The 13354-nt window shown below is 63.4% G+C and carries 14 protein-coding genes; 3 read left to right on the top strand and 11 right to left on the bottom strand.

Going from position 1 to position 13354, the window contains the following annotated elements; genetic code table 11:
• Window positions 1–327: 327 nt before the first annotated feature.
• Together ACUYV6_RS03560 and ACUYV6_RS03555 are read left to right on the top strand one after the other, a co-directional pair.
• Window positions 328–1698 (top strand): MFS transporter, encoded by a 1371-nt coding sequence (locus ACUYV6_RS03560; protein WP_449277277.1) that lies wholly within the window; start codon window positions 328–330, stop codon window positions 1696–1698.
• Between the two features lie 15 nt (window positions 1699–1713).
• Window positions 1714–2685, top strand: a complete 972-nt coding sequence (locus ACUYV6_RS03555) for a dipeptidase (protein WP_449277276.1) — start codon at window positions 1714–1716, stop codon at window positions 2683–2685.
• Window positions 2686–2750: 65 nt separating this feature from the next.
• Here ACUYV6_RS03555 and ACUYV6_RS03550 read toward each other — a convergent pair whose 3' ends face one another.
• The 7 genes from ACUYV6_RS03550 to ACUYV6_RS03520 form a co-directional block, all read right to left on the bottom strand.
• Window positions 2751–3533 carry an IclR family transcriptional regulator gene (locus ACUYV6_RS03550; protein ID WP_449277275.1) on the bottom strand — a complete coding sequence of 261 codons (783 nt, stop codon included), beginning with the start codon at window positions 3531–3533 and terminating at the stop codon, window positions 2751–2753.
• A 118-nt stretch (window positions 3534–3651) separates the two neighbouring features.
• Entirely contained in the window at window positions 3652–4056 is a 405-nt protein-coding gene (locus ACUYV6_RS03545; protein ID WP_449277274.1) for a TetR/AcrR family transcriptional regulator, read from the bottom strand.
• 5 nt (window positions 4057–4061) lie between these two features.
• The gene (locus ACUYV6_RS03540) at window positions 4062–4505 is read right to left on the bottom strand and encodes an N-acetyltransferase family protein (RefSeq protein ID WP_449277273.1); all 444 of its coding nucleotides are present in this window, start codon (window positions 4503–4505) and stop codon (window positions 4062–4064) included.
• Window positions 4506–4525: 20 nt separating this feature from the next.
• Window positions 4526–4948, bottom strand: a complete 423-nt coding sequence (gene ctaF / locus ACUYV6_RS03535) for an aa3-type cytochrome oxidase subunit IV (protein ID WP_449277272.1) — start codon at window positions 4946–4948, stop codon at window positions 4526–4528.
• A 20-nt stretch (window positions 4949–4968) separates the two neighbouring features.
• Window positions 4969–6612, bottom strand: coding sequence for an aa3-type cytochrome oxidase subunit I (gene ctaD, locus ACUYV6_RS03530; protein WP_449277271.1), 1644 nt, complete (start codon window positions 6610–6612; stop codon window positions 4969–4971).
• A 21-nt stretch (window positions 6613–6633) separates the two neighbouring features.
• The gene (ctaC, locus tag ACUYV6_RS03525; protein WP_449277270.1) at window positions 6634–7482 is read right to left on the bottom strand and encodes an aa3-type cytochrome oxidase subunit II; all 849 of its coding nucleotides are present in this window, start codon (window positions 7480–7482) and stop codon (window positions 6634–6636) included.
• 155 nt (window positions 7483–7637) lie between these two features.
• Window positions 7638–8015, bottom strand: coding sequence for a HesB/IscA family protein (locus tag ACUYV6_RS03520; protein ID WP_449277269.1), 378 nt, complete (start codon window positions 8013–8015; stop codon window positions 7638–7640).
• 137 nt (window positions 8016–8152) lie between these two features.
• Here ACUYV6_RS03520 and ACUYV6_RS03515 point away from each other — a divergent pair, with 137 nt between their 5' ends.
• On the top strand, window positions 8153–8725 hold the full coding sequence (locus tag ACUYV6_RS03515; protein ID WP_449277268.1) for a DUF3043 domain-containing protein: 573 nt from the start codon (window positions 8153–8155) through the stop codon (window positions 8723–8725).
• A 73-nt stretch (window positions 8726–8798) separates the two neighbouring features.
• On the opposite strand, the gene ACUYV6_RS03510 is transcribed toward ACUYV6_RS03515, so the two are convergent.
• From ACUYV6_RS03510 to ACUYV6_RS03495, 4 genes are read right to left on the bottom strand one after another with little or no spacing between them, the layout of a single operon-like run.
• Window positions 8799–9854 carry a quinone-dependent dihydroorotate dehydrogenase gene (locus ACUYV6_RS03510; RefSeq protein ID WP_449277267.1) on the bottom strand — a complete coding sequence of 352 codons (1056 nt, stop codon included), beginning with the start codon at window positions 9852–9854 and terminating at the stop codon, window positions 8799–8801.
• Window positions 9855–9859: 5 nt separating this feature from the next.
• Entirely contained in the window at window positions 9860–10342 is a 483-nt protein-coding gene (gene nrdR / locus ACUYV6_RS03505; protein WP_449277266.1) for a transcriptional regulator NrdR, read from the bottom strand.
• Complete coding sequence (hisD, locus tag ACUYV6_RS03500) at window positions 10342–11658, bottom strand: histidinol dehydrogenase (protein WP_449277550.1); 1317 nt, start codon at window positions 11656–11658, stop codon at window positions 10342–10344. Before hisD ends, nrdR begins: the two co-directional genes overlap by 1 nt.
• 12 nt (window positions 11659–11670) lie before the next feature.
• Window positions 11671–13344: a DUF7059 domain-containing protein gene (locus tag ACUYV6_RS03495; RefSeq protein ID WP_449277265.1), complete on the bottom strand. Its 1674-nt coding sequence runs from the start codon at window positions 13342–13344 to the stop codon at window positions 11671–11673.
• Window positions 13345–13354 lie beyond the last annotated feature (10 nt).

Raw genomic sequence — 13354 nt, 5'->3', positions numbered from 1 at the left:
CCGTGAGAATGCATTCCCAGAAGAAGCGGTCCAGGTCCGCGAGCCTCAAGTAGCCACCCGAAATGTCTGCAGCGGGATGGCTCCGAGGCACCCATCCCCCAGTGCCGCGTGTTGGACCGATCCCTCGTCCAGCAGAGCGCTCCTCTGTTCGGTCCAGTGGCCGAGCTGGTTGTTATTGTTGCAACACGGATGCTACTGTAGCAACGCTGTATACAGCAGGGGTCACCAAGCGCCGAGTGAAGAGGCTCGACAATCGGTCTGATGCGCCAACCGCAGACGGAACCGTTCATGGTCTTCCCGCACCATAAGACACTGAAGGAGAACTCAATGACGAGCAATACCCCTGCGGAGCGGCCCCATACGCCGCTCCGCAGAATCGCGATCGGCTGCACCGCCGGCGCAGCGCTCGAGCTGTACGACATCACGCTGTACGGGCTTGCGGCGGGGCTGGTATTCAACCAGCTCTTCTTTCCCTCGGACGACGCTCAAGTCGCCACGATCCTCGCGCTCGGCTCCTTCGGCGTCGGCTTCATCGCGCGACCGCTCGGAGGCCTGATCTTCAGCCACTTCGGCGACCGCGTCGGCAGGAAGCGCATGCTCCAGATCACGCTCATCGTCATGGGCACCGCCACTATCGCCATGGGGCTGCTGCCGACGTACAACAGTGTCGGTTTGATCGCCCCGGTGCTCCTGCTCCTGCTTCGCATCACTCAAGGCATCGCCCAGGGTGGCGAGACCGGAGGCGCACTCCTCACGGCGGTCGAGCACGGACCGAAAGGCAAACGGGGCCTCTACGGAGGCGTGGGCATGGCGGGCGCACCTGCCGGAGGTGTGCTCGGACCTCTCGTGTTCTACGGCGTACTCATTTCGATGAACGATGAGAACTTCATGGCGTGGGGTTGGCGCATTCCGTTTCTCGCGAGCGCTGTGATCGTCCTGGTCGGGATCTACATGCGTCTGCAGCTCGAGGAGAGCCCTGATTTCGAGGCTTCGAAGCTCAACGAGAAACTCCACCGCGCTCCGCTGTTCTCCGCACTCAAACGCGACTGGAAGAACATCCTCCTGTTCGCCGGAGTGAACATCGGCCAGATCGCGATCTTCTACGTGCTCGTCTCATGGTCACCCGGATACATGGGGCAGACTCTTGACATCGATTCGAGGATCGCGATTCTCGCGGTCATGGTCAACAACATCTTCCAGACCATCTTCTCCGTCATCGCCGGAGCGATCGCCGACCGCATTCGGCCTTGGAAGGTGTCCGCCACCGGATACATCCTTGCGCTGCTCTGGGCCTATCCCTTTTTCCTGCTGCTCTCCAGTGGGAGCACGGCACTCGTGTTCCTCGCCTTCATCGTCGTCGGCATCATTCTCGGGGTCGTCCTGGGGCCCATCGCCGCGGTCGCATTCGAGAGTTTCCCCACCGAGTACCGTTACAGCGGTTTCTCCATCGGTTACCAGTTCGGCGCCGCCATCGGCGGAGCGGTCTTCCCGGTGGGCGCTGCGACGCTCGTCGGTGTTTTCGGACAGACGTTCTGGCCGCTTGCTCTCGGGATGGGCATCGTCGCCCTCCTCTCGGCACTCTGCCTCTTCGGCATGAAGCGGTACGTCAGCATCCGAGACTTCGACCTCGACGACCATGCCGCGCCGGACACGCCTCCGGAGCTTTCGTCGCCCCTATCGCACAGCCGATCCCTCTGAGAAAGGATGACACCCATGAACGACACGCTCCAACAGCTCTACGAAAGCAGCGTCATCATCGACGGAACCTCGCCACTACTCATGCAGCACCCGGATGAGTGGAAACGGTACGCTGACGGCGGAGTCGATGCGGTACTCACGACGGTCACGCTCGATGCAAGATCGGCGGACACCTTCGAGCGGCTCGCAGATTGGACCGCTTTTGTTGAGAAGCAGAAGGACTTCCTCTTGATCGCGCGTTCAGTCGAGGACATCCGACGCGCGAAAGCAGAGGGCAAGCTGGCTCTGGTGCTGCAGTTTCAGAACACACCCGTCGATCGAAACGTGAATCTCATCGGCGCCTATGCGCAGCTCGGCCTGCGCGTGAACCAGCTCACCTACAACTATCGCAATGCCGTGGGCGACGGCTGCCTCGAGCCGGAGAATGCCGGCCTGTCTGAGTTCGGCAAGAACGTCGTGAAGGCGCTGAACGACAATCGCGTGCTGGTCGACCTCTCGCACACCGGAGAGCGCACCACGCTCGACGCTTTGGAGACTTCGGAACGCCCCGATGCCTTCACACACGCCAACGCAAAGGGCGTCTTCGATCATCCTCGCAACCTCACCGATGAACAAATAAAGCGGGTCGCGGAGAAGAACGGCGTCATCGGTGTGTGCAGCTCGTGCGTGTTCCTCAAGCCCATCGAGCGACCGAGTGTGGAGGACATCGTGGATCATCTCGACTACTTCGTGCAGTTGGTCGGAATCGACCACATCGGGTTCTCGACCGACGCCTACGATTACACCAAGGGCTACTACGAGAACATCGCCGCGGGGATCTGGAACCCCGAGGACTATCCGGCGCCGCCCATCTTCGATCCAGTGGGGCCGTCGAACATGTTCGACATGGCCGAAAGCCTCGGAAACCGCGGGTATACGCATGCAGACATCGCGAAGGTCATGGGCGGCAACTTCCTCCGGCTCTTCGAGGAGGTGTGGGGCGGCTGAGGCCGTTTCGGTGACGGCGGAGGGTCAGACCCGCAAGGATACGGCCCTCCGCACCTTCTCCGCCGTCACCTTCCGCCGAGCCGCTGGGAGATATTGAGAGCCGTACTCTTGACCAGCGCCTGCATCTGGGACTCGGACTCGAGCCGATTGACGCGTGAGCGCGGAGCGGCACAGCAGAGACATCCCACAACGTCTCCGCGGTAGTCCCGGATCACCGACGCCACGCTGTAGTCGTCCTCGAACGTATCGCCGTCGTTGACTGAGATTCCGTCGCGGCGAACTGGCTCAAGCAGGGCAATGATCTCGTCGAGGCGGATCTCCCCGTGCTTCGAGCGGATGACCCCGGATTCGAATCGGGCATCGATCTCCTCGTTCGTGAACTCGGCCAGGAATGCTCGGACCGTAGCGCTTTCGATGTACTGGAACGAGGCACCGATCGCCGACGTATGCTTCACCATCTTCGGGCTCGAGACCTGTTCGACAACGACAGACTCGTTCCGATTCCAGACCAGCACGGAGACACTCTCTCCGGTGACCTGCATCAGTTCCTGCATGAACGGATACGAGACCCTTCGCAGGCCGAGATCTGTCAAGAGCGGCGAAGCGAGCTTGATGAGGCCCAGCCCGAGGCTGAAACGCCCCGTCAGAGGATTCTTCTCGACATAGCCTTCCTCGGCGAATCCGTTGAGCACGCGCGATACCGTGCTCTTGTGCAGCCCCGTGATCTGGGCGACCTCCGTGACACCGAGAACGGGCTGCTCCACCGAGAAGGCCTCGAGCACCCGCATACCGTTCATGAGCGAGAGAGCAGCGCCCTGTCGGACCGGCCGTTGCTTCTCATCCGTCATCCCGCGCTCCTAGCTGGCGTCGTCCTGCATGGACGCCTGATTCGTGTTGAAATTCTACCTTCCCGTTCATGGCGAACCACGTGGGCAGCACTGAGGCACCGCCAAGTTTCCAGCGAGACTACTCGTCCTCCGCCAGGAGCTGCGATGCGCCGGACGCGAGAAGCACGCTGAAGCGATCTTCGCTCAGCACCGTGCGCAGTTCTCGCAGATCCCCGCGGACCTTCTCGACCAGGTCTCGATCACGGACGGATGCGACGGTCTGATAGAAGAACGCTGCCTCGCTGGCACCGACCAAGCCGAGGTTCTGCTGCACGGAATCGTGCACGAACTCCCAGCAGGCCAGGAAGAGCTCCTGCTTCGACCCGAAGTTCGTGTAGACATGCGGCTGCGGAACTTCGGCGCGATGCGCGATGGACGTCGTCGATGCGCCGTGATAGCCGAAGAGGCCGAACTCGATGAGTCCGGCCTCTAACAAGCGCAGTCGGTTCTCGCCGGGGCGGCGCCGAGGTCTGCGTACGGTCACGGGCGTCAGCCCAGCTCGAGAATCTTGCGGTAGTGCTCCCCCATCGGCTCGAAGCCGCGATGGTTGTAGAAAGAACCGATTCGAGAGGTCGATGCCGACAGCTGGCGCACGCCTCGCCCCATGCAGTAGTGCTCGTTGGCCTGCATGAGCCGGTCTCCCACTCCGGTGCCGCGGGCGGATTCGTCGACGACGATCTCCTGCAGGTGCGCCGTCAGGCCTGGTGCATGCAGTAGGCGGGAAACGGTCATCAGCGAATAGCCGACGACCGTTCCGTCCTGCTCGGCGACGAAGAGCACGTTGGTCTCCTGGTCGCGGTGCCGCAGCACATTGTCCAGGGCCACGTTGAACTCATCCGCGCCGATAGGCTCGCGGCCGGTCTGGTACTGCCGAGCGAGATCAAACAGATCTTGGCAGTCCTCGGACTGGCCTCGTCGAATGGAGATACTCACGTGACGGTCTCCTCGGTCGGTTAGCGTGCGAAGTTACCGCGGTAGTACTCGTATACCCAGCCGACGATGCCAACGACGACGATCGGCGCACTGATGAACGAGAACCAGAAGTTGAACCCGACGCAGAGTCCCAGGATGACGCAGGAAGCGCCGAACGAGAGCACGATCGGCCACCAGCTCCACGGGCTGAAATCACCGATCTCCGGGTCGCCATCATCGATATCGGAGGTCTCGATGTCTTCGACGAGTACGCCGCCCTGCTTGCGCTTGACCAGTCCGAGGTAGAACGCGATGAAGCCGGTGAGCCCGCCGGAGAGCAGGATCGCAGTTGAACCGGCCCACTCGGGGCGACCATGCAGAGACAGGTTCCAGAGCGTGTAGGCCGCAGCCACCACGACGAAATAGGCTGTCAGCACCCAGAAGATGACGATGTTAGATTTCATGTCTTAGTTCTCCTCTGCAGTCACTTCTGCGGTGCAAGCTCGTGCGTTTCCGATTCTTCACCGGGCTGCTTGATACCGCTGACCTCGGGGTGGTTGAGGTCGAACGCAGGCGACTCGGTACGGATGCGCGGGATGGAGGTGAAGTTGTGGCGCGGAGGCGGGCAGGAGGTTGCCCACTCGAGCGAGCGCCCGAAGCCCCACGGATCGTCCACGGTCACCTTCGGCGACTTCCGCGAGATGTATACGTTCAGGAGGAACGGAATCATCGATGCACCCAGCACCATCGCACCGACCGAGGAGATCTGGTTCATCCAGGTGATGCCATCCTCGGGCAGGTACGTGTAGTACCGACGGGGAGCAGCCTGCACACCCAGCCAGTGCTGTACGAGGAAGGTCATGTGGAAGCCAATGAACAGCACCCAGAAGTGGATCTTGCCGAGACGCTCGTTGAGCATCCGGCCGGTCCACTTCGGCCACCAGAAGTAGAAGCCGGAGAACATCGCGAACACCACGGTGCCGAACACCACGTAGTGGAAGTGGGCCACGACGAAGTAGGTGTCGGAGAGGTGGAAGTCGAGAGCCGGCGAAGCCAGGATCACACCGGTGAGACCGCCGAACACGAAGGTCACGAGGAAGCCCAGTGCCCAGAGCATCGGCGTCTCAAAGGTGATCGAACCGCGCCACATCGTGCCGATCCAGTTGAAGATCTTCACGCCCGTCGGAACCGCGATGAGCATCGTCATCAGCGCGAAGAAGGGCAGCAGCACCGAGCCGGTGACGTACATGTGGTGCGCCCACACCGTCATCGACAGAGCGGCGATCGAGATGGTCGCGTAGATCAGAGTCTTGTATCCGAAGATCGGCTTCCGGCTGAAGACCGGGAACACCTCTGAGACGATGCCGAAGAACGGCAGCGCGATGACGTACACCTCTGGGTGCCCGAAGAACCAGAAGAGGTGCTGCCAGAGGATGGCCCCGCCCTCTCCGTTGTAGATCTGCGCACCGAAGATGCGGTCTGCGGCGAGGCCGAACATGGCTGCGGCCAGCACCGGGAACACCAGCAGAACCAGGATCGAAGTGATCAGCGTGTTCCAGGTGAAGACCGACATGCGCCACATGGTCATGCCCGGGGCACGCATCGTAATGATGGTCGTGATGAAGTTCACGCCACCCATGATCGTGCCGAAGCCGCTCACACCCAGGCCGAGAACCCAGAGGTTTCCACCGACGCCCGGCGAGAACGTGAGGTCAGAGAGCGGTGCGTACGCGAACCATCCGAAGGAGGCGGCACCCTGCGGTGTGAGGAAGCCACCCACGGCGATCAGCGAACCAAATGTGTACAGCCAGAAGGCGAATGCATTCAGGCGCGGGAACGCGACATCTGGAGCGCCGATCTGCAGCGGCATGATGACGTTTGCGAAGCCTGCGAACAGCGGCGTCGCGAACATCAGCAACATGATCGTGCCGTGCATCGTGAACAGCTGGTTGTACTGCTCCTTCGTCGCAATGACCTCGAGGCCCGGTGCGAACAGTTGCGCACGGATCAGCAGCGCCATCAGGCCACCGATGAGAAACCAGACGAAGGAGGAGATCAGGTACATGTACCCGATGACCTTGTGGTCCGTGGACGTGAGCCACGAGACTACGATATTGCCCTTTTTCATAACTCTGCTTGTCCCTCGCTACTACTCGTTCTCGGCCCGAGCCTCGTCGCCGTGGAAGTGCTCCTGGTTCGGGTTCAACTCAGGGCCGACAAGGCCTTCGTTGCCCTGAGCGCGGAGCTCTTCCATCTTCTGGTCGTACTCATCCTGCTCGAGTACCTGCACCTCGAAGAGCATCATTGAGTGGTATTCACCGCACAGCTCGGCGCACTTGCCCATGAAGGTGCCGGTCTTGGTGGGGGTGAAGTTCATGTAGTTCGTCTGCCCCGGGATCATGTCCTTCTTGTAGAGGAACTCTACGATCCAGAAGGAGTGGATCACGTCGCGGGTCTCGAGACGGATCTCAGTGGTCTTGTCGACCGGGAGATACAGGATCGGCATCGTCTCGTCGGTCGGCGAACCGTCTTCGTCGGTCTGCACCTGCACGCCCTGGAAGTGGGTGTCATCGGTGACGTAGTTGAAGTCCCATGCCCAGCGCTTGCCCCAGACCTCGACCACGTTCTCGGGATCGTCCACGCGCTGCTCGATCGTCGCCTGTTCCTGCGCGGTGAACGCGAAGAAGCCCATGACGAGGATGACCGGGATCACCGTGAAGAACGTCTCGATCGGCATGTTGTAGCGCAGCTGCACGGGGAGACCGGTCTGCCCCTTGCGCCGGCGGTACACGATGGTGGCCCAAATGATGAGACCCCAGGTGATCATGCCCACCACGAGCAGCACCGTCCAGGAGGTCACCCACAGGCCAGTGATGCCGTCGGTATGGTTCGTCGCTCCCTCTGATCCTTCAGGCAGGAAGCCTCGCTGCTGGGCGGGGGTGCAGCCGGCAAGCACCAGCGCAGCAGCCACTGCCGCGGGGGCAGCGACCCATTTCATTCGACGATTGGAACGCACCGCATACCTTTCGAAACGTTAATTCGCTCGCCTGAGAAGCAGGCGAAGCTGATGACTCCCTGATAGCTTAGCGTGATCCTGAGCGTTCCCAGAACACACGCCGAGTGTCGGCCACTTCCGTGGCGCACGACCCCTGTTTAGCTGAAGCTGTCGCCGCATGCGCAGCTGCCCTGCGCGTTCGGATTATCGATCGTGAAGCCCTGCTTCTGAATCGTGTCTTCGAAATCGATGGATGCCCCGTTCAGGTACGGGACACTCATTGCGTCCACCGCAACCTCGACCCCGCCGAAGTCGACGATGGCGTCGTTGTCGAGCACGCGCTCGTCGAAGAAGAGCTGGTAGATCAGCCCGGAGCATCCGCCCGGCTGCACCGCGATACGCAGGCGGAGATCATCGCGCCCCTCCTGCATCAACAGAGCGCGCACCTTCTCTTGGGCTCGCTCGGTGAGGCTCACGCCGTGCGCGGGCGCATCGGCTGTCGTCGTCTGCTCGGGACTCATAGTCTCAACGCTCATATGTCAGCACTCCCTACATGTCGACTGCACTGTCCCCAGTCTACCTCTGAGCGCTCTCCACGATAGTCACCGCTCCGGCGCGATAGGCTGTTCCGGTGCCGACGACGCGGCACCCAAAGAGCACGGAGGGGTCTGGCGTGGCGAAGAAGAACAGCGCAGACGCGAATCAGGATGAGGCACCGGAGTCGATCGGCAAGGGTCGCCCCACACCGAAACGCAAGGATGCGCAAGCCGCGAAGGCCCAGCCGCTGGTCGGCTCACGGGACAAGTCAGCGCTCAAGGCCGAGCGTGCCAAGCAGGCACAGGCCAGGGAACGCGCTCGTCTCGGCATGATGGCGGGCGACGAACGTTTCCTGACTGCGCGCGACCGCGGTCCGCAGCGCCGCTTCGTCCGCGACTACGTCGACGCCCGCTGGAACGTCGGCGAGCTCCTGATTCCGATGATGCTCGTGATGCTCCTGGTCTCGCTCATTCCCGGCCCTCTCGCGCAGATCAGCATTCTCGTCATCTGGGCCTTCCTCGCGCTCGCAATTCTTGATGCCGTCATTCTGGGCATCCGCCTGCGCGGGCTCCTGACACAGCGCTTCGGAGCCGACAAGCTGCAGGGCGGGTTCCGCTGGTACGCGGCGATGCGTGCGCTCCAGTTCCGCATGCTGCGCCTCCCGAAGCCGCAGGTGAAGCGCGGCCAGTACCCGCACCGCCAACGCTGAGGCCGGCGTTACCGGCTCACCGCGCCAACCCTGCCCAGGGCCAGCGGATCCAGCCCGATCGACCGCCGTCGAGTTAGGCGTTCCCCCGCCACCCCGCGCGCACGAGACCCTCGTTGATCTCCTTCGCCCAGGCCGGCCCCTCGTAGATGAAGGCGGTGAAGCCCTGTACGAGCGTCGCGCCTGCCTCGAGCCGCTCGAGCACATCGGATGCGTCGGTCACGCCGCCGACCGAGATCACACAGAAGCCCTCTGGCGCGACCCTGCGAATCGTGCGCAGCACTTCAAGCGAGCGGTGCTTGAGCGGCTCGCCCGATAGACCTCCGGCTCCGATACGTTCGATCTCGAGGTCACTGGCTGCGAGGCCGTCGCGTGAGATCGTCGTATTGGTGGCGATGATGCCGTCGAGTCCGAGCCTGATTGCAAGCTGGACGATCCCGACCACCTGCTCATCATCCATGTCTGGCGCGATCTTGACGAGCAGCGGTGTGCTCCCCGCGGCGGATCGGACTGCGGCGAGCAACGGCTCGAGCATTGCGAGTTCCTGGAGTCCGCGCAGTCCCGGCGTGTTCGGCGAGCTCACGTTGACGGCGAGATAGTCGGAGATCGGGGCGAGGCGTTGTGCACTCCACACATAGTCGTCGACCGCGTGCTCGACTTCCGTCACGCGGCTCTTCCCGATATTCGCGCCGATCACCGGGCGACGGGCGCTGAGCAGCGCCCGCTCGATACGCGGCACGGCTGCCGCTGATCCTCCATTGTTGAAACCCATGCGATTGATGACCGCTCGATCACGGAGCAGGCGGAACATGCGCGGCTTCGGGTTGCCCGGCTGGGCATGCCGAGTGAGTGTGCCGATTTCGACGTGCCCGAACCCCAGCGCGCCGAGGCCGAGGATCCCCTGCGCATTCTTATCGAACCCGGCGGCGAGACCGAACGGGCTCGGGAACTGTATTCCCATCGCTGTCACAGCCAGCTGCGGTGAAGGCGCGCAGCGCTGCGCCAGGAAGGACCCGGCGAGTGGCGCCGCCTTGATAACGCTGAAGGCCAGATGATGCGCCCGCTCGGGATCCAGTCGGCGCAATACCGAATTGAACAGCGCCGGATAGAGGCGCTTCGGAAACAGGCGCATGAGGTTCACTCCTCAGGGTCGTCCGCGGCGTCCGTCGCAGCGGGGTGCGCCGCACGGAGCGCGGCGATTGCGGATTCGAAATCGGTGAGTGTCTCAAAAGCCTGATAGACGCTCGCAAAGCGCAGGTACGCGATCTCATCGAGATCACGCAGGTGCGGCAGAACTGCGAGCCCGATGTCGTTCGCCTCGAGCTGAGCGACGCCGGTGGAGCGCACCGATTCTTCGACTCGCTGCGCGAGCACGGCGAGGTCGGCTTCGGTGACCGGTCGTCCTTGGCAGGCCTTCCGTACTCCGCTCATCACCTTGCCACGGCTGAAGGGTTCGACGACGCCTGACCTCTTGATGACGGTGAGACTCGCGGTCTCGGTCGTGCTGAAGCGACGCCCGCACTCCGGGCATTGCCGCCGCCGACGGATCGCGAGCCCGTCATCAGAAGTACGAGAATCGATCACCCGGCTATCAGGATGCCGACAAAAAGGGCAGTGCATCAGTCCTCGACTCCGGTCTCGAAGCGCGCTTCGACCGCCTCACCGTGAGCAGGCAGCCCCTCTGCCTCTGCAAGTGCGAGCAGCGGAGCACGCACCGCATCGAGTGCTGCGCGGTCGTACGAGATGATCTGCTGGGGCCGCAAGAAGGTGTGCGCTCCGAGTCCCGCAGCGAATCGAGCCGTGCCCCCGGTCGGCAGCACGTGATTCGAGCCAGCGAGGTAGTCACCCAGGCTGACCGGAGTGGAGGCTCCGAGGAAGATCGCTCCCGCATCAGAGATGCTGCCCAGCACCGCTTCATCGTCGCGGGTGTGAATCTCAAGGTGCTCGGGCCCATAGGCGTTGCTGATCCTGGCCGCAGTTGCGATGTCGTCGACGAGGATCACCGCGGACTGCGGTCCGCTGAGCGCGGTCCCGGCGCGCTCCGAATGCCGAGTTTCGGCGACGCGGCGCTCGACTTCCTCCAGCACCTCAGCTGCGAAGTCCGCGGAGTCAGTAACGAGCACGGAGGCGGCTGCCTCGTCGTGTTCCGCCTGGCTGATGAGGTCGGCCGCGACGGTGCCAGCGCGCGCCGAATCGTCGGCAATAATGAGGATCTCGGTCGTACCCGCCTCGGAGTCGATGCCGACGCGACCACTCACCACCCGCTTCGCGGCTGCGACGAAGACGTTGCCGGGGCCGGTAACAACGTCGACCGGCTCCAGACCGATCGACGGCACGCCGTGCGCGAAGGCGGCGATAGCACCTGCCCCACCGATCGCATACACCTCGGTCACCCCGCACAGCGCGGCTGCCCAGAGCACTGCCGGGTGCGGAAGGCCATCGTTATCGCTCTGCGCAGGCGACGCGAGCGCGAGGCTCGGCACCCCCGCGGTCTGGGCAGCGACAGCGTTCATGATGACCGAGGACGGGTACGCGGCTTTACCGCCTGGCGCATAGAGGCCGACGCGCGCGACCGGCTGCCAGCGCTGCCGGATGGTGGCTCCGTCTCCGATGACAGTCACCTGCTCTGCCGGCACCTGAGCCGCGGAGCCGAGCCGCAGTCGTGCGATGAGCTCGCGCAGCGCCGATTCCACCTTAGGCGGACAGTCGGCGAGAGACGAGGAAATTGCCGCCTCGGGAACTCTCAGCGCGTGCCCGGTCACGCCGTCGAAGTCGCGCGCTTGCTCGCGCAGCGCCGCCTCGCCGTGCTCGGCGACCGCGGCGACCAACGGGCGCACTCGTTCAACTGCAGTTTCGGCGCTGACGGCGGCGCGAGGCACGAGGGTCAGCAATTCGGCGCGGGAGAGATCCCGTCCACGCAGGTCGATCGTTCGCATCACCCACCCAGTCTAGCGAGCGAAGCCTGGCTCCTCCCCAGACGGACGGAGCATTCCAAGCCAAGCGAGCTCACGGACCCCGGCGACGAGCGCATCCCGTGCAGCATCTGCGTCGACCTCGAGGATTGTCGCGAGCGCATCGGCGATCTGCTCGAGGGAGAGGTCACCGTCGCAGGCACCGACTGCCGCGGAGAGGAGAGGATCCGCACTCACTCGCCGCGCGATCCCCCGTTCAGTGAGAAGCGTCAGCTCCGACGGTGCTTCCATACCTGGCTCGTACATGCGTTCTTCTCCCACCGCGGCGTCCTTCTGCCAGTGCGTGGACAGCATCTCGGAATCGGTCATCGCCTCACAGCGCATCGCAGTCTCGAAGGCATGTTGGAGCGGGTCCGCAGGATGCGCGCCCCACGCGCCGGAAGCACGTTCAAGACGCACGACAGTAGCATCAGCCCCGGTCTGCCTACCAGCGTCTGCGCGACCAGCCATCTGCGCAGCTCGTGCAACGCGGATAGATCCGAGGCCGATCGCAGCCACGCGACGAGCTGAGAAATCCACAAGCCAGTCATCCATGAGCCGTTCGAACTCAGCATCGCCAGGCCTCGCTCCCCCGTCGCGCGCCCACGTTTCGGCGTACTGCTCGGGCAGCACACGGTCGCGCTCGATCACCCAAGCGGCCACCGGCTCGTCAATACCCTTCGCCGCGGCATCGATCCACGCCCGCACCCGCCCGAGACCGTCGACGCCCCACGGGCACTCCCAGTTGGCGAGGCAGAGCAGCTGTCCACCCGTTTCGAGGTACGCAGGTCCGGATCGCACGACTGCCTCGGCCAGCGCATCGCCGACAAGTCCGCCGTCCCGGTACTCATAACGACGGTGATTCTGCACCTTGTCACCACGCGGGGTGATGACGAATGGCGGATTCGAGAGGATCAGGTCGAACCGCTCTTCGTCGACGGGTTCGAAGAGATTTCCCTTGCGGAAGTCGATACCGTCCACGCCATTGAGGCGTGCGTTCGCTTCGGCAAAACACAACGCACGATCGGAGATGTCAGTCGCAACAACGGCTCCGGTGGAACCGACGCGGCGTGCGAGATGGAGCGCGACGATGCCGCATCCGGTACCGAGATCCAGCGCACGATCGAGAGGACCGGAAGGCACCAGCGCGATGAGCGAACGGGTAGCTCCCCCGATGCCCATCACGTGGTCGGGGCGCGCGGGGGCTCGTCGTAACTGATCATCGAGATCAGAGAGGATCCACCATTCCGCCGGATCGTCGAACGCGGAATCATCGACGACGACCGGGTTGAGGGAGAGAGCAGCTCGCAGACGGCTCGTCGAATCGGAGACCTGCGACCCGGCAGGGCTCTGGGACACGGCGAAGTTCTCGGACGCTCCGAACTGATCGTCCGCTGTCAGCAAACCGAGTTCGATCGCCCCCGCGGCACCAAGCGACGGCAGCGCGGCATCAATCTCCTCCACCGCAATGGCTTCCCCCAGCAACAGCACTCGCACAAGGGACTCGAGCGGGCTCGACTCCCGCTGAGCGAGTGCACGCCGGGCCGGGGCGAAGACCCCGCGTAGTCGGGCTTCCTCCGCCCCCGCACCTAGGAGCGCAGTCACAGCATCCACTCGATAGGAGGCGGCAGCGAGGTCTGCGCGCAAGCGGTCGATGAGCTTGGGATCCACCTGCCCAGCC

It is taken from the genome of Leucobacter sp. GX24907, assembly GCF_053567335.1.
This window is presented reverse-complemented; position numbering and strand designations above follow the sequence as displayed.